The following is a 22612-nucleotide window of genomic DNA, read 5'->3' on the forward strand; positions in this document are numbered from 1 at the left end:
AACCATTGACACGGAGTAACTCGTTTTGTAACGTGTAATTCATGCCCTTCCCCATCGGGGTCCTGGGCACCACTGATTACCAGGCCCTCGCGCCCACCCCAACGGAAAGATGGAGACAACGATGGTTCACCCCCTGTTCGAAAAGCATCGGGCCACCCTGGACGGCGCCCTGGCCGCCATCCAGAGCCGCGGCTACTGGTCCGCCTACGCGGAAATGCCCAGCCCCAAGGTCTATGGCGAGACCGCCATGGACGACGGCAAGCGCGCCTTCGAGGCCCACCTGGGCAAGCGCTTCGAACTGGACCAGCCCGGGACGACCGGCTGGGCCGGCGACGAGGCCTCCCCCTACGGCCTGCCGCTGCGCGTCTCCTACCCGCAATGCGACCCCCAGGCCCTGATCGACGCCGGCCTGGCGGCCATGGTCGGCTGGCAGAAGATCGGCGCCGCCGGCCGCGCCGGGGTCTGCCTGGAAATTCTCGACCGCCTCAACAAGCAGAGCTTCGAACTGGCCCACGCGGTGATGATGACCACCGGCCAGGGCTGGATGATGGCCTTCCAGGCCGGCGCCCCCCACGCCCAGGACCGGGGCCTGGAGGCGGTGGCCTACGCCTGGCGCGAGCAGAGCTTCGTCCCCGCCGAGGCACGCTGGGAGAAGCCCCAGGGCAAGAACCCGCCCCTGGTGATGCAGAAGCACTTCGAGATCGTCGGCCGAGGCGTGGCCCTGGTGATCGGCTGCGGCACCTTCCCCACCTGGAACACCTACCCGGGCCTGTTCGCCGCCCTGGGCACCGGCAACCCGGTGATCGTCAAGCCGCACAGCAACGCCATCCTGCCGGCGGCCATCACCGTGCGCACCATCCGCGCCGTGCTGGCGGAAAACGGCATCGACCCCAACCTGGTGACCCTGGCGGTGATCCCCCAGCGCGCCGCCACCCAGCAGCTGGCCACCCACCCGGCGGTGAAATCCATCGACTTCACCGGCGGCAACACCTTCGGCCAGTGGCTGGTCGACAACTGCCGCCAGGCCCAGGTCTATGCCGAGCTGGCCGGGGTGAACAACATCGTGGTCGATTCCACCGACGCCTACCGGGCCATGCTCAAGAACCTGGCCTTCACCCTGTCCCTCTACTCGGGCCAGATGTGCACCACCTCCCAGGCCCTGTTCGTCCCCGCCGGCGGCATCGACACCGACGAGGGCCACAAGAGCTTCGACGAGGTGTGCGCCGACCTGGCCGGCGCCATCGACGCCTTCCTGGCCAAGCCGGAAGTGGCCACCGCCGTACTCGGCGCGATCCAGTCCGCCGACACCCTCAACCGCATCGCCAGCGCCCCGTCCCTGGGCAAGGTGGTGCTCGACTCGAAGAAGATCGCCAACCCCGAGTTCCCCCTGGCCGAGGTGCGCACCCCGGTGCTGCTGGCCTGCGACGCCACGGACGAGGCCGCCTACATGGAAGAGCGCTTCGGCCCGATCAGCTTCGTCGTCAAGGTGGCCGACACCGCCGCCGGCATCGCCCTGTCGGAGCGGGTGGTGCGCCAGCACGGCGCCCTCACCGTGGGCCTCTACTCGACCCGCCCCGAGGTCATCGACGCCATGACCGAAGCCACCTGGCGCGGCAAGGTAGCCCTGTCGATCAACCTCACCGGCGCCGTGTTCGTGAACCAGTCGGCGGCCTTCTCCGACTACCACGGCACCGGCGGCAATCCGGCGGCCAACGCCTCCTACGCCGACTCGGCCTTCGTCGCCAACCGCTTCCGCGTCGTGCAGCGGCGCTACCACGTCTAAGGAGGGCGCCGTGAGCTTCGAAACCATCGCCTTCGCCGTCGAGGCCGGCATCGCCCGCCTCACCCTGAACCGGCCCGACCGGCTCAACAGCTTCACCGACCGGATGCACGAGGAAGTGCGCGCAGCCCTGACCCGGGTCGAGACCGACCCGGCAATCCGCGTCCTGGTGCTGGCCGGGGCCGGCCGGGGCTTCTGTGCCGGCCAGGACCTGAACGACCGCTCGGTTTCCGCCGGCGACGCCGCCCCGGACCTGGGCGCCTCGGTGGAAAAGAACTACAAGCCCCTGGTGCTGCGCCTGCAGAACCTGCGCGTGCCCACCGTCTGCGCCGTCAATGGCGTGGCCGCCGGGGCCGGGGCCAGCCTGGCCCTGGCCTGCGACGTGGTGGTGGCGGGCCGCTCGGCCAGCTTCCTCCAGGCTTTCTCCAAGATCGGCCTGATCCCGGACACCGGCGGCACCTGGTTCCTGCCCCAGCGCGTCGGCATGGCCCGGGCCATGGGCCTGGCCCTGCTGGCGGAAAAGCTGCCGGCGGAAAAGGCCGCCGAATGGGGCCTGATCTGGCAGTGCGTGGACGACGCCGAGCTGGCCGCCACGGTGGACGCCCTGGCCGCCCAGTTCGCCAGCGCCCCGACCCGGGCCCTGGTGCGCACCCGCCAGCTGATGCGCGCCTCCATGAGCCAGGACCTGGCCGCCCAGCTCGACGCCGAGCGCGACGCCATGCGCGAGCTGGGCCAGTCGCCGGACTACCGGGAAGGCGTGGCCGCCTTCATGGAAAAGCGCGCGCCGCGCTTCACGGGGCAGTGATGAGCACCGCCACTGCTGCCCCCCTGCCCTCCTCCGCCCCGGTGGCGGTGGTCGGCGCCGGCGCCATGGGCGCCGGCATCGCCCAGGTGGCGGCCCTGGCCGGCCATCCGGTGCGCCTGCTCGACAACCGCCCCGGCGCCGCCGCCCGCGCGGTGGACGAGTTGCGCGCCACCCTGGCCAAGCTGGCCGCCAAGGGCAAGCTCGACCCCGCCCAGGCCGATGCCGCCGCATCGCGCCTCGCCGCCGTCGACTCCCTCGACGGCCTGGCCGACGCCGCCCTGGTGGTGGAAGCCATCGTCGAGAACCTGGAAGCCAAGCGCGCCCTGTTCCGCGACCTGGAAGCCCGGGTCGGCGAGCACTGCCTGTTCGGCACCAACACCTCGTCGATCTCGGTCACCGCCATCGCCGCCGGGTTGGCCCGGCCAGAGCGCCTGGCCGGCCTGCACTTCTTCAACCCGGCGCCGCTGATGGCCCTGGTGGAGATCGTCAGCGGCCTGGCCACCGCCCCGGCCGTGGCCGACACCCTGTTCGCCACCGCCGCCGCCTGGGGCAAGACCCCGGTCCACGCCCGCTCCACCCCCGGCTTCATCGTCAACCGGGTGGCCCGCCCCTACTACGCCGAGGCCCTGCGCCTGGTGAGCGAGGGCGCCGCCGACACCGCCACCCTGGACGCCCTGTACCGGGAGGCCGGCGGTTTCCGCATGGGGCCCTTCGAGCTGATGGACCTGATCGGCCACGACGTGAACTTCGCCGTCACCTCGTCGGTGTGGAAGGCCTACTACCACGACCCGCGCTTCACCCCCTCCCTGGTCCAGGAAGAACTGGTCAACGCCGGCTACCTGGGGCGCAAGAGCGGGCGCGGCTTCTACGCCTACGGCGAAGGCGCAAGCACAGCGGCTGCGGCCCCGGCCAGCGCCGCCGCGGCGCCCTGCCCGGCCAAGATCACCCTGTTCGGCGCCAGCCCGGCGGCCAACGCCCTGGCTCAGCGCCTGAGTGCTGCCGGGGTGGCCCACGGCCGCAGCCCGGCGGCCGACGACGGCCGCCTGGCCGAGGCCGACGGGGCGGTGCTGTACGTCACCGACGGGCGCACCGCCACACGTCGGGCGGCGGAAAGCGGCGTGGCGGCGACGGTACTGATCGATCTGGCCCTGGACTACGCCGCCGCCCCGCGCCTGGCCCTGGCCTGCGCCCTGCAATGCCCCGAGGCGGTGCGCGCGGCGGCGATCGGCCTGCTCCAGGCCGCCGGGTTCGCGGTGGCGGAGCTGGCCGACGTGCCCGGCCTGGCGCTGATGCGCACCGTGGCCATGCTCGCCAACGAGGCCGCCGACGCGGTGAACCAGGGCGTCTGTTCCCCTGACGCGGTGGACGCGGCGATGCGCCTGGGCACCAACTACCCCTGCGGCCCCCTGGCCTGGGCCGAACGCGTCGGCCCGGCCGCCGTGGTGGCCGTGCTGGGCCACCTGGCCGCCACCTACGGCGAGGACCGCTACCGGATTTCGCCCTTCCTGCAACAACGGGTTCACGCCGGAAAGGACCTGCATTGATGAGCCACTCCCACACCTCCCACGACCCCCAGGCCGCCCAGCAGTTGGCCGAGGCGGTCGCCGACGCCATGTGGTCCCGGGACCAGGCCACCCGCACGCTCGGCATGCGCCTGGTCAGCGTCGGCCCGGGCCGGGCCACCCTGGCCATGACGGTGCGCCCGGACATGACCAACGGCCATGCCATGTGCCACGGCGGGCTGATCTTCACCCTGGCCGACAGCGCCTTCGCCTACGCGTGCAATAGTTACAACCTGAACACGGTGGCCTCGGCCTGCCACATCGACTTCCTCGCCCCGGCCAAGGTTGGCGACGAGCTGGAAGCCGAGGCGGTGGAACGTTCCGCGTCGGGCCGCACCGGGGTCTACGACATCACCGTGCGCAACCGCCACGGCAAGACCGTCGCCCTGTTCCGGGGCAAGTCGTACCGTATCAGCGGCGAGGTGATCGCCGGCCTGGCGGGCGCCGCCGAGACCACCACGAGCCGCCATTCCTAAGAGCGGCATCGCACTACTAAAACACTGGAGACAAACCCATGCCTGTGAAGCAGCCCCAACCCGGCGACCTGGAGCCGATCGAAAAGGCCAGCCGCGACGAGATCGCCGCCCTGCAACTCGAACGGCTCAAGGCCACCCTGCGCAACGCCTACGAGAACGTCCCCCACTACCGCAAGAAGTTCGACGAGGCGGGGGTCCATCCCGAGGACCTGAAGACCCTGGCCGACCTGGCCAGGTTTCCCTTCACCACCAAGCACGACCTGCGCGACAACTACCCCTTCGGCATGTTCGCCGTGCCGCGGGAGAAGGTCGCCCGGGTGCACGCTTCGTCCGGCACCACCGGCAAGCCGACGGTGGTGGGCTACACCCTGAAGGACATCGACACCTGGGCCAACCTGGTGGCGCGCTCGATCCGCGCCGCCGGCGGCCGCCCCGGCGACATGGTGCACGTGGCCTACGGCTACGGCCTGTTCACCGGCGGCCTGGGCGCCCACTACGGCGCCGAGCGGGCCGGCTGTACCGTGGTACCCATGTCCGGCGGCCAGACCGAAAAGCAGATCCAGCTCATCCAGGACTTCAAGCCGGACATCATCATGGTGACCCCGTCCTACGCCCTGGTGATCGCCGAGGAGTTCATCAAGCAGGGCCTGGACCCGGCCGCCTGTTCGCTCAAGGTCGGCATCTTCGGCGCCGAGCCCTGGGGCGAGGGGATGCGCGCCGAGATCGAGCGCAAGCTCGGCATCGACGCCATGGACATCTACGGCCTGTCCGAAGTGATGGGCCCCGGCGTGGCCAGCGAATGCATCGAATCCAAGGACGGCCCGGTGATCTGGGAGGACCACTTCTACCCCGAGATCATCGACCCCTCCACCGGCGAAGTGCTGCCCGACGGCAGCGAGGGCGAGCTGGTGTTCACCTCCCTGTCCAAGGAGGCGATGCCGATCATCCGCTACCGCACCCGGGACCTGACCCGCCTGCTGGCCCCCACCTCGCGCAGCTTCCGGCGCATGGGCAAGATCACCGGCCGCTCCGACGACATGCTGATCATCCGCGGCGTGAACGTCTTCCCCACCCAGATCGAAGAGCAGATCCTGCGCGAGACGCGCCTGTCCGGGAACTACCAGCTGGTGGTGACCCGCTCCGGCCTGCTCGACGAGCTGGAGGTGCGCTGCGAGCTGCAACTGCCCCAGTCCGGCATCCTCTCGGCCGGCGAGATCCAGGCCATCGCCAAGACCTTGCAGCACCAGATCAAGACCCTGATCGGCGTGTCCTCCAAGGTCACGGTGCTGGAGTTCGGCCAGATCCCGCGCACCCAGGTGGGCAAGGCCAAGCGCGTCATCGACGAACGCCAGCAGCGGGGATAAGCCATGAATCATTCTGCAAGCCAGGCCTACATCTGCGACGCCATCCGCACCCCCATCGGCCGCTACGGCGGTGCCCTCTCCGGGGTGCGCGCCGACGACCTGGGGGCGATGCCGATGCAGGCCCTGATGGAACGCAACGCCAAGGTGGACTGGGCGGCGGTGGACGACGTGATCTACGGCTGCGCCAACCAGGCCGGCGAGGACAACCGCAACGTGGCGCGCATGTCGGCCCTGCTGGCCGGCCTGCCGGTGGACGTGCCGGGCACCACGGTGAACCGCCTGTGCGGTTCGGGCATGGACGCGGTGGGCCTGGCCGCCCGCTCGATCAAGGCCGGCGAGGCCGGCCTGCTGATCGCCGGCGGGGTGGAAAGCATGTCCCGCGCCCCCTTCGTCATGGGCAAGGCCGACAGCGCCTTCTCGCGCCAGGCGGCGATCTACGACACCACCATCGGCTGGCGCTTCGTCAATCCGCGCATGAAGGCGCTCTACGAGACCCATTCCATGCCCCAGACGGCGGACAACGTGGCCGCCGACTTCGCCATCGCCCGGGCCGACCAGGACGCCTTCGCCCTGCGCTCCCAGCAGCGCTGGGCCGCCGCCCAGGCCGCCGGCCGCTTCGCCGACGAGATCGTGCCGGTGGTGCTGGCGCAGAAGAAGGGCGAGCCCAAGGTGGTGGACACCGACGAGCATCCCCGCCCGGACACCACCCTGGAAAGCCTGGCCAAGCTGAAGGGGGTGAACGGCCCGGAACTGACCGTCACCGCCGGCAACGCCTCGGGGGTGAACGACGGGGCCTGCGCCCTGCTGGTCGCCTCGGCCGACGCCGCCCAACGCCACGGCCTGACGCCGAAGGCCCGGGTGGTGGGCATGGCCACCGCCGGGGTGCCGCCGCGCATCATGGGCATCGGCCCGGCGCCGGCGGTGCGCAAGGTGTTGGCCCAGACCGGCCTGACCCTGGAGCAGATGGACGTCATCGAGCTCAACGAGGCCTTCGCCGCCCAGGCTCTGGCCGTGCTGCGCGACCTGGGCCTGCGCGACGACGAGGCCCGGGTGAACCCCAACGGCGGCGCCATCGCCCTGGGCCACCCCCTGGGCATGAGCGGCGCCCGCCTGGTCACCACCGCCATGTACGAGCTGCACCGGCGCGGCGGCCGCTACGCCCTGTGCACCATGTGCATCGGCGTAGGCCAGGGAATAGCCCTGATCATCGAACGGGTATAGCCAAAAGAATTTTTTTATATAGAATTCTTTCTACAATACGTAACACCACTTGAGTGGAGGAGACACCCATGAAGAAGTCCTGGAAAACCCTGCTGGCCGGTAGCGCCCTGGTACTGGGCGGCATCTCCGGCGCCTTCGCCGCCGATCCGATCAAGATCGGGTCCATCCTGTCGGTCACCGGCCCCGCCGCCTTCCTCGGCGACCCGGAGCTGAAGACCCTGCAGATGTACGTGGACGACATCAACAAGAAGGGCGGCGTCCTGGGCCGTCCCCTGCAACTGGTGCACTACGACGACGGCAGCGACGCCAACAAGGCCAACAGCTTCGCCAAGCGCCTGATCGACGACGACAAGGTAGACGTCATCGTCGGCGGCACCACCACCGGCTCCACCATGTCGATGGTGCCCCTGGTCGAGCGCGCCGGCGTGCCCTTCATCTCCCTGGCCGGGGCGGTCGTGATCGTCGAGCCGGTGAAGAAGTGGGTGTTCAAGACCCCCCACACCGACCGCATGGCCGCCGAGAAGGTGTTCGAGGACATGAAGAAGCGCGGCATCGCCAAGGTGGCCCTGCTCTCCGAAACCAGCGGCTTCGGCCAGTCCGGCAAGAAGGAGACCGAGGCGGTGGCCGGCAAGTACGGCATCACCCTGGTGGCCAACGAAACCTACGGTCCCAAGGACACCGACGTCAGCCCGCAGCTGACCAAGATCAAGAACGCCCCGGGCGTCCAGGCGGTGTTCGTGTTCGGTCTCGGCCAGGGCCCGGCCATCGTCACCAAGAACTACAAGCAGCTGGGCATCACCCTGCCCCTCTACCAGTCCCACGGCGTGGCCTCCGAGGAATACATCAAGCTCTCCGGCCCCGCCGCCGAGGGCGTGCGCCTGCCCGCCGCGGCCCTGCTGGTGGCCGACAAGCTGCCCGCCAGCGATCCGCAGAAGCCGGTGGTGGTGGCCTACACCAAGGCCTTCAACGAAAAGTGGAAGGCCGACGTGTCCACCTTCGGCGGCCACGCCTACGACGGCCTGATGCTGGCGGTGGACGCCATCAAGCGCGCCGGCGGCACCGACAAGGCCAAGGTGCGCGACGCCATCGAAGCCACCAAGGGCTACATCGGCACCGGCGGCAAGGTGACCATGTCCCCCACCGACCACATGGGCCTCGACCTGTCCGCCTTCCGCCTGCTGGAAATCAAGAACGGCGACTGGACCCTGGTCCAGTAAGGCCTCCCCGTCTCTCCCCTTGGGGCCGCCCGCGGGCGGCCTTTCTTTTGCCCGGAATTTCCCCCGGACGCTCCCGAAGGTACTCCCCATGTCCGACCTCGACCCCGCATTCTCCGCCTACGCCACCCTGCGCCTCGACCGGGACGGCCCGGTGGGCACCCTGACCCTGAATCGCCCTGAACGGCACAACGCCTTCGACGACGTGCTGGTGGGCGAACTCGACGCCGCCCTCAAGGAACTGGCCGCCCACCCCGCCGTGCGGGTGGTGGTGCTGGCCTCCGCGGGCAAGAGCTTTTGCGCCGGCGCCGACCTGAACTGGATGAAGCGGGCCGCAGCCTACAGCAGCGACGAGAACCTGGCCGACTCGCGCCGCCTGGCGGCCATGCTGCACACCCTGCACAGCCTGGGCAAACCGACCATCGCCCGGGTCCAGGGCGCCGCCTACGGCGGGGGCGTCGGGTTGATCGCCGCCTGCGACATGGCGGTGGCCCTGGCCGGCCAGCCCCTGGCCCTGACCGAGGTCAAGCTGGGCATTCTGCCGGCGGTGATCAGCCCCTACGTAATCGCCGCCCTGGGCGAGCGCCAGGCCCGCCGCTACATGCTCACCGCCGAGCGCTTCGATACCGGCACCGCCCACCGCCTGGGCCTGGTGCACGAACTGGCCGGCGACGAGGCCGAACTGGACGCCAAGGTGGCCGCCCTGGCCGGCGCCCTGGCCGCCAACAGCCCGCAGGCCGTGGGGGCGTGCAAGGACCTGATCGGCGCCGTGGCCGGCCAGCCGATCGGCCCGGCGGTGATGGAGGACACGGCCCGACGCATCACCGCCATCCGCGCCAGCGACGAGGGCCGGGAAGGCATAGCCGCCTTCCTGGAAAAACGCCCGCCGGCCTGGCTCGCCGGCCGCTGAAGACCGCTCCGCCCCGCGCCCGGCAGGGCGGAAAAACGACAAGGCCCGCCGGGATGACCGGCGGGCCTTGTCGTTGGCACCCCTCAATGCGAGGGGCCCGGGGTCAGGCGTTGGCGATGCGCTGCTTGATGTGGGCCAGGGCCTCTTCCACCTGGTCGATCAGGATCAGGCACAGGTCCCCGTCCTGCAAGCGCTCCAGGGCGGTGTCGATGGCCAGGAACTCGCCGCGAATCTCGTCCACCGTCACGGTGCGCTTGGCGTTGGCCAGGCCCTGGCGCAGCAGGCCCAGCACCTCGCCGTCGGCGCGGCCGCGCTGGCAGGCATCCTGGTAGAGGAGCACCTCGTCGAAGGCGTCGCCGAGGATTTCGGTCTGGCGGCGGATGTCCTCGTCGCGGCGGTCGCCGGCACCGCTGATCACCACCGAGCGGCGCTTGGCCGGCAGGGCGTCCACGGCGTTCACCAGGGCCTGGATGGCGTCCGGGTTGTGGCCGTAGTCGGCGATCAGGGTGGCGCCCTTGTAGTCGAACAAGTTGAAACGCCCCGGGGCGGTGCTGTCGTCGCTGACGAAGGTCGCCAGGCCGCGGCGGATCACGTCCCAGTCCAGGCCCAGGGCCCAGGCGGCACCCACGGCGGCCATCACGTTCTCGACCTGGAAGAGGATCGCCCCGTTGCGGGTCAGCGGCACCCCGGCCAGGGCCAGGCGCACTTCGTTGGCGCCCTGGGCGGCGACGATGGAGTCCCCGTCCCGGTACAGCACCCGGTTGCCCTGGGCGCGGTGGGTGGCCATCACCGGATGGCTGCGGTCCAGGGCGAAGAAGGTCACCGTGCCCGGGCAGGAATCGGCCATGACGACCACGTGGGGATCGGCGGCGTTGAGCACGGCCACCCCGCTGGGCGCCACGTTCTGCACGATGACGCGCTTGACCACCGCCAGGTCTTCCACGGTGTTGATGTAGGACAGGCCCAGGTGGTCGCCGATGCCGATGTTGGTCACCACCGCCACGTTGCAGCGGTCGAAGGCCAGGCCCTCGCGCAGCACGCCGCCCCGGGCGGTTTCGAGCACGGCGGCATCCACGTCCGGATGGAGCAGCACGTTGCGCGCGCTCTTCGGGCCGGAGCAGTCGCCGGTGTCGATGCGCCGGCCGGCGATGTACACGCCGTCGGTGCCGGTCATGCCGACGCGCAGGCCGGAGACGGTCTGCAAGTGGGCGATCAGGCGCACCGTGGTGGTCTTGCCGTTGGTGCCGGCCACCGCCACCACCGGGATGCGGCCGTCGTCGCCGTCCTTGTACATGTTGGCGACGATGGCCTCGCCCACGGCGCGGCCCTTGCCGTAGGAGGGTTGCAGGTGCATGCGCAGGCCGGGGGCGGCATTCACCTCGACGATGCCGCCGCCCTGCTCTTCCAGGGGCTTGTGCACGGTCTCGCAGACCACGTCCACGCCGGCGATGTCCAGGCCCACCATCTTGGCCGCGGCCACGGCCCGGGCGGCCAGCTCGGGGTGCACGTCGTCGGTGACGTCGGTGGCGGTGCCGCCGGTGGACAGGTTGGCGTTGTTGCGCAGGATCGCCCGGGCGCCCTTGGGCGGCACGGACTCGGCGGTGTAGCCCTGCTCGGCCAGGCGGGCCAGGGCGATGTCGTCGAAGCGGATTTTGGTCAGGGAGGTGGCGTGGCCCTCGCCGCGGCGCGGGTCGCTGTTCACCAGGTCCACCAGTTCGCGCACGGTGTGCACGCCGTCGCCGATGACGTGGGGCGGCTCGCGCCGGGCGGCGGCGACCATCTTGTCGCCCACCACCAGCACCCGGTAGTCCTGGCCGGGCAGGAAGCGCTCGACCATGATGTCGTCGCGGAACTCCACGGCGGCGGCATAGGCGGCCAGCACCTGTTCCCGGGTCTGGATGTTCACGGTGATGCCCTTGCCCTGGTTGCCGTCCTGGGGCTTGACCACCACCGGCCCGCCGATCTCCTGGGCAGCGGCCCAGGCGTCCTCAGCGTCCTTCACCGGCCGGCCGGTGGGCACCGGCACCCCGGCGGCGTGGAGCAGCTTCTTGGTCAGCTCCTTGTCCTGGGCGATTGATTCGGCGATGGCGCTGGACAGGTCGGTCTCGGCGGCCTGGATGCGGCGCTGCTTGCTGCCCCAGCCGAACTGGACCAGGCTGCCCGAAGTCAGGCGGCGGAAGGGGATGCCCCGGGCCACGGCGGCGGCGACGATGGAGCCGGTGGAGGGGCCGAGGCGCTCGTCCTCGTCCAGTTCACGCAACTGGGCCAGGGCGCCGGCCAGGTCGAAGGGGGCGTCGTCCAGGGCGGCGCGGCACAGGGCCTCGGCCAGGTCGAAGGCCAGGCGGCCCACCGCCTCTTCGGTGTATTCGACCACCACCTGGTACACCCCGGGTTCCACCGTGGCGCCGGTACGACTGAAAGTCACCGGGCAGCCAGCCTCGGCCTGGAGCCCCAGGGCCGCGGCTTCCAGGGCGTGGGCCAGGGAAATCTGCTCGGCCTGACTGATGGATTGCAGCGATCCGATCTCGGGGAAGCGGGCGCGCAGACGGGCCTCGAACTCGCCCAGGCTGGCCAGGGAGCGCTCCGGCTCGTCGCAGGTGACGATGGCCTCGATGGCCGTGTGCCGGCTCCACAGGTTGGGGCCGCGCAGGGCGCGGATTCGCGTAACTTCCATGAAGACGATTTCCTGTTGGTCCCGGCCGCCGCGCCTCGCGTCATCGGGCGGCGGCCGCTATGAAGAATGAGGTCGGCCTCGTTCGGATGGGGACGGGTGTCGGGTCCGCGACGGATCGCTCAGGCGCGCTTGCCCGGCTCGCCGGGCAGCACGTCGAAGGTCTCGACCCCGGCCCGGATCAGCTCGGGGGCGATGCCCAGGGCCCAGGCGGCGCCGACTGCGGCGAGCAGGTTCTCGACCTGCAGGTCGTCCACGCTGCCGCCCGCGGCCACCAGGGGCACGGCGGTGACGGCGGTGAGCGGCGTCTCGTCGCTTCCCTTGGCCAGAACCACCTGGCCATCGCCCACGAACACGGCGCGGCCGCCGGCGGCGCGATGCTCGGCCAGGGCCGGCAGGTCGGCGGACAGGCCGAAGAAAATCACCTCGCCGTCGCACAGGGGCGCCATTTCCACCACCTGGGGGTCCCGTGCGTTGAGCACCGCCACGCCAGAGGGCAGCACCACGTCCACCTGGGTGCGCAGGGCCTTGTACACCTGGTCCGGCTCGAACACGTCCAGATCGGCCAGGCCCTCGGCGCCGTTGAGGTTGGTGACCACACCCACCTGGCAGCGGTCGTAGGCCAGGCCCTCGCTGAAGATGGCGCGGGGGCTGTTCTCGAACACGGCGGCCTGCACCGAGCGGTTGAGCAGCACGCGGCGGGCGGCGGCCCAGTTGGCGCTGTCGGCCTTTTCCACCTGGCGGCGGTCGAGGAATAGGCCGTCGCTGCACGCCAGGCCGGTGTGCTTGCCGCTCAGGCTGAGGAGACGGGACACCACCCGGGCGACCACGGTCTTGCCGTGGGTGCCGGTGACGCCGACGATGGGGATGCGGCCGTCCTCGCCCTCGGGGAAGAGGTGGTCGACGATGGCCCGGCCCACCGGGCGGGGCTTGCCCTCGGCAGGCTTGAGGTGCATCAGCAGGCCGGGGCCGGCGTTGACCTCGACGATGGCGCCGCCCTGTTCTTCGAGGGGACGGGAAATGTCCTCGGCCACCAGGTCGACCCCGGCGATGTCCAGGCCCACCACCCGGGCGGCCAGGGAGACGGCGGCGGCCACGTCCGGATGGACCTCGTCGGTGACGTCGATGGCCACGTTGCCGCTGCGCTGGACCAGCACGGTGCGGCCCTCGGCGGGCACCGCGTCGCCGGAAAGGCCCTGGCGCGACAGTTCCAGACGGGCGGCGGAATCGAGGCGGATGAAATTGAGCGGGTGGTCCTCGCTGCGGCCGCGGCGCGGGTCGGAGTTGATCTGGCTCTCGATCAGTTCGCTCACCGTGGAGCGGCCGTCGCCGACCACGCAGGCCATGTCGCCCCGGGCGGCGGCGACCATCTTGCCGCCCACCACCAGCAGGCGGTGCTCGTTGCCGGGAATGAAGCGCTCGACGATGACGCCGCTGCCTTCATCGACGGCCACCGCATAGGCGGCCTCGACCTCCTCGCGGGTGGTCAGGTTGGTGAACACGCCCCGGCCGTGGTTGCCGTCGTAGGGCTTGACCACCACCGGCAGGCCGATATCCTCGGCGGCGTCCCAGGCGTCCTCCACGTCGTCCACCAGGCGGCCCTCGGGCACCGGCACGCCGCAGGACGACAGCAGGGTCTTGGTCAGGTCCTTGTCCCGGGAGATGCCTTCGGCGATGGCACTGGTGCGGTCGGTCTCGGCAGTCCAGATGCGCCGTTGGGCGGCGCCGTAGCCGAGTTGTACCAGGTTGGCCTCGGACAGGCGGGTGTAGGGGATGTCCCGGTCGTCGGCGCCATCCACGATGCAGGCGGTGCTCGGCCCCAGGCACAGGGAATCGGTCAGGTCGCGTAGGTGCTCGACCGCCGCGGCGACGTCGAAGGGCCGGTCCTCGATGGCGGCCATCACCAGGTCCCGGGCGGCGTGCAGGGCGGCGCGGGTGACCTCTTCATGCCAGGCGCGGACGATCACCTTGTAGACGCCGCGGGTGGACATTTCCCGGGCCTTGCCGAAGCCGCCGGGCAGGCCGGCCAGGTTCTGCAATTCGAGGGTGACGTGTTCGAGGATGTGGGCCGGCCAGGTGCCTTCCTGGACCCGGCGCAGGAAGCCGCCGCGCTCGCCGTAGCTGCACCGGTGCTCGATCAGGGAGGGAAGCCAGCTGGAAAGACGCTCGTAGAAGCCGGGGATGGTGTTGGAGGGACATTCCTCCAGTTCGCCGATATCGACCCAGGCTTCGAGAACCGGCCGGTAGGTCCAGATATTCGGTCCGCGCAGGGAAACGATGCGCAGGAACTCAATGTCTTTCTTTTTCATAAATCCAAGGGTGTGGCCGGACGTACTGGCTGGGTGCGCGGCAAAACTAAAAGGGGAAGTTCGCCAACCCATTAACGTGGCAGGCCCGGATTGGGTTTACTGCACCGGTCCGCCACCGTGTAACGTGCTGTAACGGGGATCATACAACTCCGCCGCCCCCTTCGTCGCGCCCCGCGCGCGGCGGCGGCGATTTTTCCGCCAACAACGGTGAAAAACCGCCGCCGGTGCTTCGGTATACTGTGCCCCTGGCCCGGCCCCGCCGGTGTTTCCGCCCGCCCTCGCCGGCATGGCGCGAACGCCCCGCCGCCCGGCCGTTTCCCCGGCGTTATCACCCTCTCGCGCTCCCGTCCGAGGGAGGGCAATGCTCCGGATTCACGTCGCCACACCGGGCCGTCCCCGCCGGAACGGCGGCGTCACTTTCCTGGCTTTCCGCCCCGGCGCGGAAAGGTATTTCCCGATGAGCACCGTTTCTTCCGCTGCGACCAGCCTCCCCGCCCTTTCCGCCGCCCCCGCCGCCCTGCCCGGGCACTGGGCCGGCGACGCCGCGCCCCCCGTCGCCGCCGGCGAGACCCTGGCAGCCTGGGTCGAAACCGACCTGGATGCGCGCCTGCGCTTCGCCCCCGGCCTGGTGGCGCTGACCGACCGGCGCCTGCTCGCCCGCGCCCCCGGCGACACGACCTGGCAGTCCTGGAACCTGGGTGCTGGCCTCGCCGTGCAGCATTCCGACCACGCCGGCGTGGGCACCCTGGAACTGATCGACACCAGCGGCGGCGCCCCACGGCACCTGGCCGCCTGGCGCTACACCCTGGGCCACAACCCGGCGGCCCTGCGCCTGATCGACCGCTTCGAGAGCCTGCGCGACAGCCTGGTGAGCGGCACGCCGGAAGCGGTGCCCGACGCCGGGATCTGCCCCCAGTGCAAGGCGCCCCTGCCCGCCGGCCAGGACGAGTGCCCGATCTGCACCCGGGAGACCGCCACCCCGCCGTCCACCTGGACCCTGTTCCGCCTGTGGCGCTTCGCCAAGCCCTACAACGGCCGGCTCCTGGCCGGCTTCCTGCTCACCCTGGCGTCCACCGCCGCCACCCTGGTGCCGCCCTACCTGACCATGCCGCTGATGGACAAGGTGCTGATCCCCTACCAGAACGGCACCCCCATCGACGTGGGCCTGGTCACCCTGTACCTGGGCGGCCTGCTCGGCGCCGCACTGGTGGCCTGGGGCCTGGGCTGGGCCAAGACTTACATCCTGGCCCTGGTGTCGGAGCGCATCGGCGCCGACCTGCGCACCACCACCTACGAGCACCTGCTCAAGCTGTCCCAGGAATACTTCGGCGGCAAGCGCACCGGCGACCTGATGGCGCGCATCGGTTCCGAAACCGACCGCATCTGCGTGTTCCTGTCGCTGCACCTGCTCGACTTCGCCACCGACGTGCTGATGATCGTCATGACCGCGGCGATCCTGGTGTCGATCAACCCCTGGCTGGCCCTGGTGACCCTGCTGCCCCTGCCCTTCATCGCCTGGATGATCCACGTGGTGCGCGACAAGCTGCGCCACGGCTTCGAGAAGGTGGACCGCATCTGGTCCGAGGTGACCAACGTGCTCGCCGACACCATCCCGGGCATCCGCGTGGTCAAGGCCTTCGCCCAGGAAAAGCGCGAGGCGGCACGCTTCCGCGAGGCCAACCTGCACAACCTGGCGGTCAACGACCGGGTGAACAAGGTGTGGTCCCTGTTCACCCCCACCGTCACCCTGCTCACCGAGGTGGGCCTGCTGGTGGTGTGGGCCTTCGGCGTGTGGCAGATCTCCCGCGACCAGATCACCGTCGGCGTGCTCACCGCCTTCCTCGCCTACATCGGCCGCTTCTACACCCGGCTCGACTCCATGAGCCGCATCGTCTCGGTGACCCAGAAGGCCGCCGCCGGCGCCAAGCGCATCTTCGACATCCTCGACCACGTCTCCAGCGTGCCCGAGCCGGCCCATCCAGTGCTCCTGCCCGAGGTGAAGGGCCGCATCGACATCCGCGACATCGGCTTCCGCTACGGCAACCGGGCGGTGATCCGGGGCATGAACCTGTCCATCGCCCCGGGCGAGATGATCGGCCTGGTGGGCCACAGCGGCTCGGGCAAGAGCACCATGGTCAACCTCATCTGCCGCTTCTACGACGTGGCCGAGGGGGCGATCCTGATCGACGGGGTGGACATCCGCTCGGTGCCCATCGCCGACTACCGGCGCAACATCGGCCTGGTGTTGCAGGAACCCTTCCTGTTCTTCGGCACCATCGCCGAGAACATCGCCTACGGCAAACCCGACGCCACCCGCGACGAGATCATCGCCGCCGCCCGGGCCGCCCACGCCCACGACTTCATCCTGCGTCTGCCCCACGGCTACGACTCCCTGGTGGGCGAGCGCGGCCAGGCCCTGTCCGGCGGCGAGCGCCAGCGCATCTCCATCGCCCGGGCCCTGCTGATCAACCCGCGCCTCTTGATCCTGGACGAAGCCACCTCGTCGGTGGATACCACCACCGAGAAGGAAATCCAGAAGGCCCTGGACAATCTGGTGCAGGGCCGCACCACCATCGCCATCGCCCACCGCCTGTCCACCCTGCGCAAGGCCGACCGGCTGGTGGTGATGGACCGGGGCCAGATCGTCGAAGTGGGCAACCACGACGAGCTGATGGCCCTGGAAGGCCACTACTACCGCCTCTACCAGGCCCAGGCGCGCAACGCCGACAGCGAGGAATCTTCCTCCCCCTCCGCCGCCGGCGAAAACGACTGACCGCGCCCCGCGAAAGACCCCGCGATGACCGCCACCCCCGCCCCCCTGCCCGCCTTCACCCTGCGCCGCGCCGCCAACGGCCGGCTGGAACTGACCGACGCCGCCGGCGAAACCCACTCCGGCGTGGTGCCGGTGCGCGCCTTCCCCATCTCCGCCCCCGACGGCGGCCTGTCCCTGGTTTCCGCCGACGGCCACGAGCTGGTCTGGATCGACCGCCTCGACGCCCTCCCCGAGCCGGCCCGCAGCCTGGTCGCCGAGGAACTTGCCGGCCGCGAGTTCATGCCCCTGATCCAGCGCATCCGCGCCGTCTCCAGCTTCGTCACGCCGAGCACCTGGGAGGTGGATACGGACCGGGGCGCCACCGCCTTCGTCCTCAAGGGCGAGGAAGACATCCGCCGCCTCGCCCAGGGGCGGCTGCTGATCGCCGACAGCCACGGCATCCACTACCTGATCCGCGACCTGGCGGCCCTGGACAAGGGCAGCCGCAAGATTCTCGACCGCTTCCTCTGATGCGGCGCGGCCCGGCCCCTCAGGCGCCGGAGCCTGAATTGGAATTGGAGTTGGCGTCGGGATCGGCGCCGGAACCTGGCTCCGGCTCCGGTCGCGCCGGCATTGCCAGGGCGGCCACCACCCGATCGTCGTCCACCTGGTCGAATTCCCGGTAGTACTGGCCCACCGCCGCGAAATCGTCGGGCACGGACAGGCACACTGCCTCGTCGCACCAGGGGCGCACCAGGGCCAGGGCCTCCCGGGAGGCCACGGGCACGGCGCAGATCAGCCACCGCGGTCCCCGGGCGCGCACCGCGTGCAGGGCGGCCAGCATGGTGGCGCCGGTGGCGAGGCCGTCGTCCACCACGATCGCCACCCGGCCGGCCGGATCGATGGGCGGACGCACCGGGGTGTAGCGGGCGCGGCGGCGGCGCATCACCTCCCGTTGCGCGGCGCTCTCCCGGGCCACGTAGGCGTCGTCCGCCCCGGCCAGCCGGGCATGGTCGGCCAGCCAAGTCCAGCCCGACTCGTCCACCGCGCCGATGGCGAATTCGGGCATTCCCGGCGCCCCCAGCTTGCGCACCAGCACCACGTCCAACTCCCCGTCCAGGGCGGCGGCGATGCGCCGCCCCATCGGTACCCCGCCCCGGGGAACGGCCAGCACCAGGGGATGCTGTCCCCGCCACGGTGCCAAGGCCCGGGCCAGCAGGTCGGCGGCGTCATCCCGGTCGGCGAACCACATGGCGCATCCCCCCGTCCGGCTCAGGCGGCGGGCCGCCGCTCCAGTTGGAGCAGTTCGATGCGGAAATCCGCCTCGTAGGGCGGCACGTTGCACTCCACCACGTCCGGCGGCGCCACGTCGAGGCGCAGCCCGGCCACGTCGGTGCGCAGCGGCAGGCGCGCCACGCCCCGGTCCACCAGCACGGCGACGCGAATCTCGGCAGGCCCCTTGGCGGCCAGGTAGCCTACCGCCCGAAGCAGGGAATGGCCGGTGTACAGCACGTCGTCCACCACCACCAGGGTGTAGCCGGCCAAGTCCAGTTCGGCCTGACCGGCCTGTTCGGTGAAGCGGGTGTCCGGGTGGAGCAGGGTCAGATCGTCGGCGTAGCGCTTGATCGCCAAGTCCAGGCGCAGCGGCGGCGCCACGCCCAAACCGACCAAGGCCGCCGCCAGACGGTCCGCCAGGGGCGCACCCCGGCGCAGGATGCCCACCATCCCCAGCCGGGGCCGACCGGCCACCAGGGGAGCGAGGCGGGCGGCCATGGCAGCCACCACCGCCTCCAGCTGGGCGGGGGAATAGAGGCAGGTTCGGGTTCCGGCGGGGCGCTCCATGGCGGCCTCCTCAGGTCCGGCGCGGCGGCGCGATACCCCGGCCGCCGGGCCTTCTCTTGATTACAGCACAGCCGTCGCCATCGTCCAGCAAAATGGCCTTTCCCTCGCCGAGCCGGCATATATAGTGAAGTGGGAGTCCATCCAGGCCGCCCCGCCCGGCTCCGGCCAGCGGCCGGAGCCCCATGGCGGAAGCGTCGCCGCCGCCGGGAGCCCCCGCCATGAAAACCCACCACCTGCCCGCCCGGGGCCCGGTTTCCGCCGGACGCCACCAGCTCTGGGAAGAGAAGATTCACGACAGCTACCGGCGCAGCGCCAAGCTGCGGCAGCCCGCCGCCTGCACCGGCTGCGGCGCGGTGTACCGCCAGGGCCGCTGGGTCCGCCATCCCGACGAGGACGCCCCGGCCGGCAACACCCTATGCCCGGCCTGCCTGCGTTTGCGCGACCACTTCCCCGCCGGTTACGTGATCCTGCACGGTGCCGACCTCGGCGCCCGGCGCGGCGAACTGCTGCGCCTGATCCGCCACGAGGAAGCCGGACGGAACGGTAAAGGCGGCGACGGCAGCGCCCAGGCCCGGGTCATGGCCATCGAGGAAGGCGAGGGAGAGTGGCTGGTGACCACCACCGACACCCACCTGGCCCGGCGCATCGGCGAGGCCCTGCACCGGACCTGCCGGGGCACCCTGGACTTCCGCTACAGCCCGGGGCGCAACCTGTTGCGGGTGCACTGGACCGCCTGACCGCCCCAACCGCGACGGCCCCCTGCTGGCCCCGGCCCCCCCGCCCCCCCATCTGCGAGGCCCTGCCGTGCCACCGCCCTCGGACGCCCCCGCCCTGCCGCGCCTGCCCGGCCCGGGCGACGCCCTGCTCGTCGTGGACGTGCAGAACGACTTCCTGCCCGGCGGCGCCCTGGGCGTGGCCGACGGGGACCGGGTGATCGCCCCCCTCAACCGTTACATCCACCTCTTTCTGCAAGCGGGACTGCCCCTGGTGTTCACCCGGGACTGGCATCCGCCGGACCATTGCTCGTTCCAGGCCCGGGGCGGCCCCTGGCCCCCCCACTGCGTCGCCGGCAGCCCGGGGGCGGCCTTCCCCGCCGGCCTGCATATACCGGCCGGGGCCACCGTCGTCTCCAAGGGCGCCAGCGCCGAGGCGGACGCCTATTCCGCCTTCCAGGGCACCGGCCTGGGGGCCTACCTGCAACGCCTGGGCTGCCGCCGGGTCTTCGTCGGCGGCCTGGCCACCGACTACTGCGTGCTGGCCACGGTGCGCGACGCCCTGGTCCAGGGGCTGGAAGCAGTGCTGCTGCGCGACGCGGTGCGGCCGGTGGACGTCAGCCCCGGCGACGGGCAGCGGGCCGAGGACGAAATGCTGCGCCTCGGCGCATTCCCCCTGATCTGGGACGAGGTCGCGCCATGAACACCGATTGCAGCCCCCTGCTCACCGACCTGTACGAACTGACCATGTTGCAGGCCTACCTGGACGAGGGCATGGCCGACACGGCAGTGTTCGAATTCTTCGTCCGTGCCCTGCCGCCGTCGTGGAACTTCCTGATGGCGGCGGGCATCGAGCAGGCGGTGGATTACCTGGCCACCCTGCGCTTCCGCGACGACGACCTGCGCTGGCTGCGCGACACCGGCCGCTTCCACCCGGTTTTTCTCGACTGGCTGGGCGACTTCCGCTTCGCCGGCGACGTCTATGCCATGCGCGAAGGCACCGTGTTCTTTCCCGACGAGCCGGTGCTGCGGGTGGTGGCCCCCCTGGCCCAGGCCCAATTCGTCGAGAGCCGGCTGATCAACCTGCTCAACTATTCCTGCCTGGTGGCGAGCAAGGCTGCCCGCTGCGTGCTGGCGGCGCCGGGGCGCCAGCTGGTGGATTTCGGCCTGCGCCGCGCCCACGGGGCCGAGGCCGGGCTGCTCGCCGCCCGCTCCAGCTACCTGGCCGGCTTTGCCGGCACCGCCACGGTGCTCGCCGGGCGGCGCTACGGCATCCCCCTGTTCGGCACCATGGCCCACTCCTACATCCAGGCCCATGACCGGGAGGCCCAGGCTTTCAGCCATTTTTCCGCTTCCCACCCCCGGGACGTGACCCTGCTGGTGGACACCTACGACAGCGAGGCGGCAGCAGCCAAGGTGGCGGTCCTGGCCCCGGATCTGCGCCAACGCGGGGTGAGCCTGAAGGCCCTGCGCCTGGACAGCGGCGACCTGGCGGAACTGTCCAGGCGGGTGCGAGCCATTCTCGACCAGGCGGGCCTGGCCGAGGTGCGCATCTTCGCCAGCGGCAACCTGGACGAGCGCGAGATCGCCCGGCTGGTCGCGGCCGGCGCCCCCATCGACGGTTTCGGCGTGGGCACCCACCTGTCCACCTCGGCCGATGCGCCCTACCTGGATTCGGCCTACAAGCTCCAGGTCTATGCCGGCAAGTCGCGGCGCAAGCGCTCCCCGGGCAAGGCCACCTGGCCTGGGGAAAAGCAGGTCTACCGGGTGTATCGGGACGACGGCCGGCCCAGCTACGACGTGGTGGCCCTGGCCTGCGAGCCGCCGCCACCGGAACACAGCCGAGCCCTCTTGCACCAAGTAATGCACCAGGGCCGCCGGGAGCCTCCCCTGGAGCCCCTGGACCTCCTGCGTCATCACGCCGACGCCGAACTGGCCCTGCTCCCTGCCGAACTGCGCCGGCTGGACCCGGCGCCCACGCCCTACCCGGTGCAGATCAGCGCGCCGCTGCGGGCCCTGGCCCACAAGCTGGACCAGCAGACGCACTAGCCGCCCGGGGCACGCCGGGCGTGGCGATTCACAATCTCACAGCCTCACAACCGCTCCACGGCTAGTCCGCGCCGCCGCCCTTTTCCAGGGCCGCCAGGCGCGCGCGCAGGGCCTTTTCTTCCTGGTAGCGGGCGGTGGCGTCCCGGGCCACCGCCAGGGCGCCCAGCACCTGCCCCTGGGCGTCGGCGACCACGGCGAAGCTCATGTCCACGTACAGGGTGCCCCCGGCGGCGGTCTGGGCCCGGGTGACCAGGACGCGCCGGCCGAGCCGGGTGGCGCCCTGGGCCAGGGCCCGGTCGTAGCCCTGCCAGTGGGCGGGACGCAGCCGCTCGGGAATGATCAGGTCCAGGCTGCGGCCCACCGCCTCGGCGGCGGTGAAGCCGAACAGGGCCTCGGCCGAGGGGTTCCAGGCCCGGATCACCCCCTCCTTGTCGGCGAAGACCAGGGCCTCGGCCATGTGGGCCACCAGCAGGGCCGCCAGGGGGCCGTCGGGCAGCCCGGTTGGATCGTGGTGTGCCATGGTGCGTCCTCCCGCTACGTTGCTGATGGGTGCCGACGCCGCGTCGGCGATTGCCGCAATTGCATTGCGCCGGTGCCGGTTTATAGTCGTTGGACCCCCGACCTCACCGCGATACGCCATGCCCGCCCCGCTCCTCGTTCCCCGCCGGACCTACCTGATCGAGCTGTGCAGCGGCGAGCGGCGGCACTGGCAGTACCTGGGCGAGGACGATACCGGCGCCTGGTGGCGCGACCGGGACAGCGGCCGGGAATTCAGCGAGGCCAGCCTGATGTACGCCTGGACGGTGCTCGGCGAAGCGTTGCCGGAAACTCCCGCAGCGCCCGAACCTCCGGCCGGCGGTCAATCCTGACCCTGGGTCCGCAAGCCGCCCGCACCGCCCTCCGTTCAGCATAGCCGCCCCGCCCGGCGCCGGGCAGTGTCGACA

At 71.0% G+C, this 22612-nt stretch carries 19 protein-coding genes; 14 read left to right on the forward strand and 5 right to left on the reverse strand.

Annotation, left to right across the window (positions count from 1 at the left end):
• Positions 1–121 precede the first annotated feature (121 nt).
• The 8 genes from paaN (at position 122) to LWW89_RS07685 (ending at position 9332) form a co-directional block, all read left to right on the forward strand.
• Positions 122–1783 (forward strand): phenylacetic acid degradation protein PaaN, encoded by a 1662-nt coding sequence (gene paaN / locus LWW89_RS07650; RefSeq protein ID WP_293263400.1) that lies wholly within the window; start codon positions 122–124, stop codon positions 1781–1783.
• A 10-nt stretch (positions 1784–1793) separates the two neighbouring features.
• Positions 1794–2585 carry a 2-(1,2-epoxy-1,2-dihydrophenyl)acetyl-CoA isomerase PaaG gene (gene paaG, locus LWW89_RS07655; protein ID WP_293263402.1) on the forward strand — a complete coding sequence of 264 codons (792 nt, stop codon included), beginning with the start codon at positions 1794–1796 and terminating at the stop codon, positions 2583–2585.
• Positions 2585–4129 (forward strand): 3-hydroxyacyl-CoA dehydrogenase, encoded by a 1545-nt coding sequence (locus LWW89_RS07660; RefSeq protein ID WP_293263404.1) that lies wholly within the window; start codon positions 2585–2587, stop codon positions 4127–4129. The genes paaG and LWW89_RS07660 overlap by 1 nt, the downstream gene beginning before the upstream one ends.
• Positions 4129–4623 (forward strand): hydroxyphenylacetyl-CoA thioesterase PaaI, encoded by a 495-nt coding sequence (paaI, locus tag LWW89_RS07665; RefSeq protein ID WP_293263406.1) that lies wholly within the window; start codon positions 4129–4131, stop codon positions 4621–4623. Before LWW89_RS07660 ends, paaI begins: the two co-directional genes overlap by 1 nt.
• 38 nt (positions 4624–4661) lie before the next feature.
• A complete protein-coding gene (gene paaK / locus LWW89_RS07670) occupies positions 4662–5987 on the forward strand; it encodes a phenylacetate--CoA ligase PaaK (protein ID WP_293263408.1) in 1326 nt (441 codons plus the stop codon).
• Between the two features lie 3 nt (positions 5988–5990).
• On the forward strand, positions 5991–7208 hold the full coding sequence (gene pcaF / locus LWW89_RS07675; RefSeq protein ID WP_293263410.1) for a 3-oxoadipyl-CoA thiolase: 1218 nt from the start codon (positions 5991–5993) through the stop codon (positions 7206–7208).
• A 68-nt stretch (positions 7209–7276) separates the two neighbouring features.
• Positions 7277–8425 (forward strand): ABC transporter substrate-binding protein, encoded by a 1149-nt coding sequence (locus tag LWW89_RS07680; protein ID WP_293263412.1) that lies wholly within the window; start codon positions 7277–7279, stop codon positions 8423–8425.
• Between the two features lie 88 nt (positions 8426–8513).
• Positions 8514–9332: an enoyl-CoA hydratase/isomerase family protein gene (locus LWW89_RS07685; protein ID WP_293263414.1), complete on the forward strand. Its 819-nt coding sequence runs from the start codon at positions 8514–8516 to the stop codon at positions 9330–9332.
• A 103-nt stretch (positions 9333–9435) separates the two neighbouring features.
• Here LWW89_RS07685 and cphA (LWW89_RS07690) read toward each other — a convergent pair whose 3' ends face one another.
• Positions 9436–12006 carry a cyanophycin synthetase gene (cphA, locus tag LWW89_RS07690; protein ID WP_293263416.1) on the reverse strand — a complete coding sequence of 857 codons (2571 nt, stop codon included), beginning with the start codon at positions 12004–12006 and terminating at the stop codon, positions 9436–9438.
• A 119-nt stretch (positions 12007–12125) separates the two neighbouring features.
• Positions 12126–14312, reverse strand: a complete 2187-nt coding sequence (cphA, locus tag LWW89_RS07695; protein ID WP_293263418.1) for a cyanophycin synthetase — start codon at positions 14310–14312, stop codon at positions 12126–12128.
• 457 nt (positions 14313–14769) lie between these two features.
• On the opposite strand from cphA (LWW89_RS07695), the gene LWW89_RS07700 reads away from it, so the two are divergent.
• Positions 14770–17085: an ABC transporter ATP-binding protein gene (locus LWW89_RS07700; RefSeq protein ID WP_293263420.1), complete on the forward strand. Its 2316-nt coding sequence runs from the start codon at positions 14770–14772 to the stop codon at positions 17083–17085.
• Positions 17086–17109: 24 nt separating this feature from the next.
• The gene (locus tag LWW89_RS07705) at positions 17110–17595 is read left to right on the forward strand and encodes a DUF1854 domain-containing protein (protein ID WP_293263422.1); all 486 of its coding nucleotides are present in this window, start codon (positions 17110–17112) and stop codon (positions 17593–17595) included.
• Positions 17596–17614: 19 nt separating this feature from the next.
• Here the strand turns inward: LWW89_RS07705 and LWW89_RS07710 are convergent, their stop codons facing one another.
• Positions 17615–18316 carry a phosphoribosyltransferase family protein gene (locus tag LWW89_RS07710; RefSeq protein WP_293263424.1) on the reverse strand — a complete coding sequence of 234 codons (702 nt, stop codon included), beginning with the start codon at positions 18314–18316 and terminating at the stop codon, positions 17615–17617.
• A gap of 20 nt (positions 18317–18336) precedes the next feature.
• Positions 18337–18906 (reverse strand): phosphoribosyltransferase family protein, encoded by a 570-nt coding sequence (locus LWW89_RS07715; protein WP_293263426.1) that lies wholly within the window; start codon positions 18904–18906, stop codon positions 18337–18339.
• Between the two features lie 218 nt (positions 18907–19124).
• Between LWW89_RS07715 and LWW89_RS07720 the strand changes: the two genes are divergently transcribed.
• The 3 genes from LWW89_RS07720 (at position 19125) to LWW89_RS07730 (ending at position 21668) form a co-directional block, all read left to right on the forward strand.
• Positions 19125–19643: a BCAM0308 family protein gene (locus LWW89_RS07720; RefSeq protein ID WP_293263428.1), complete on the forward strand. Its 519-nt coding sequence runs from the start codon at positions 19125–19127 to the stop codon at positions 19641–19643.
• A gap of 67 nt (positions 19644–19710) precedes the next feature.
• Positions 19711–20322: an isochorismatase family protein gene (locus LWW89_RS07725; protein WP_293263430.1), complete on the forward strand. Its 612-nt coding sequence runs from the start codon at positions 19711–19713 to the stop codon at positions 20320–20322.
• The gene (locus LWW89_RS07730; protein WP_293263432.1) at positions 20319–21668 is read left to right on the forward strand and encodes a nicotinate phosphoribosyltransferase; all 1350 of its coding nucleotides are present in this window, start codon (positions 20319–20321) and stop codon (positions 21666–21668) included. The genes LWW89_RS07725 and LWW89_RS07730 overlap by 4 nt, the downstream gene beginning before the upstream one ends.
• A 61-nt stretch (positions 21669–21729) precedes the next feature.
• On the opposite strand, the gene LWW89_RS07735 is transcribed toward LWW89_RS07730, so the two are convergent.
• Positions 21730–22188 (reverse strand): PAS domain S-box protein, encoded by a 459-nt coding sequence (locus tag LWW89_RS07735; protein ID WP_293263434.1) that lies wholly within the window; start codon positions 22186–22188, stop codon positions 21730–21732.
• Between the two features lie 118 nt (positions 22189–22306).
• Between LWW89_RS07735 and LWW89_RS07740 the strand changes: the two genes are divergently transcribed.
• Positions 22307–22537, forward strand: coding sequence for a hypothetical protein (locus LWW89_RS07740; RefSeq protein ID WP_293263436.1), 231 nt, complete (start codon positions 22307–22309; stop codon positions 22535–22537).
• The last annotated feature ends 75 nt before the right edge of the window (positions 22538–22612 follow it).

The sequence above is a fragment of the Oryzomicrobium sp. genome (assembly GCF_021287045.1).
Classification (GTDB): domain Bacteria; phylum Pseudomonadota; class Gammaproteobacteria; order Burkholderiales; family Rhodocyclaceae; genus Oryzomicrobium.

Bases quoted from the DNA above. Each gene is read 5' to 3' on its own strand.
- LWW89_RS07685 (WP_293263414.1), top strand. From the start codon at position 8,514: ATGTCCGACCTCGACCCCGCATTCTCCGCCTACGCCACCCTGCGCCTC.
- LWW89_RS07710 (WP_293263424.1), bottom strand. From the start codon at position 18,316: ATGTGGTTCGCCGACCGGGATGACGCCGCCGACCTGCTGGCCCGGGCC.
- LWW89_RS07700 (WP_293263420.1), top strand. From the start codon at position 14,770: ATGAGCACCGTTTCTTCCGCTGCGACCAGCCTCCCCGCCCTTTCCGCC.
- paaN (WP_293263400.1), top strand. From the start codon at position 122: ATGGTTCACCCCCTGTTCGAAAAGCATCGGGCCACCCTGGACGGCGCC.
- LWW89_RS07660 (WP_293263404.1), top strand. From the start codon at position 2,585: ATGAGCACCGCCACTGCTGCCCCCCTGCCCTCCTCCGCCCCGGTGGCG.
- cphA (WP_293263418.1), bottom strand. From the start codon at position 14,312: ATGAAAAAGAAAGACATTGAGTTCCTGCGCATCGTTTCCCTGCGCGGA.
- LWW89_RS07705 (WP_293263422.1), top strand. From the start codon at position 17,110: ATGACCGCCACCCCCGCCCCCCTGCCCGCCTTCACCCTGCGCCGCGCC.
- LWW89_RS07730 (WP_293263432.1), top strand. From the start codon at position 20,319: ATGAACACCGATTGCAGCCCCCTGCTCACCGACCTGTACGAACTGACC.
- LWW89_RS07680 (WP_293263412.1), top strand. From the start codon at position 7,277: ATGAAGAAGTCCTGGAAAACCCTGCTGGCCGGTAGCGCCCTGGTACTG.
- LWW89_RS07735 (WP_293263434.1), bottom strand. From the start codon at position 22,188: ATGGCACACCACGATCCAACCGGGCTGCCCGACGGCCCCCTGGCGGCC.
- LWW89_RS07715 (WP_293263426.1), bottom strand. From the start codon at position 18,906: ATGGAGCGCCCCGCCGGAACCCGAACCTGCCTCTATTCCCCCGCCCAG.
- cphA (WP_293263416.1), bottom strand. From the start codon at position 12,006: ATGGAAGTTACGCGAATCCGCGCCCTGCGCGGCCCCAACCTGTGGAGC.
- LWW89_RS07740 (WP_293263436.1), top strand. From the start codon at position 22,307: ATGCCCGCCCCGCTCCTCGTTCCCCGCCGGACCTACCTGATCGAGCTG.
- paaK (WP_293263408.1), top strand. From the start codon at position 4,662: ATGCCTGTGAAGCAGCCCCAACCCGGCGACCTGGAGCCGATCGAAAAG.
- LWW89_RS07720 (WP_293263428.1), top strand. From the start codon at position 19,125: ATGAAAACCCACCACCTGCCCGCCCGGGGCCCGGTTTCCGCCGGACGC.
- pcaF (WP_293263410.1), top strand. From the start codon at position 5,991: ATGAATCATTCTGCAAGCCAGGCCTACATCTGCGACGCCATCCGCACC.
- paaI (WP_293263406.1), top strand. From the start codon at position 4,129: ATGAGCCACTCCCACACCTCCCACGACCCCCAGGCCGCCCAGCAGTTG.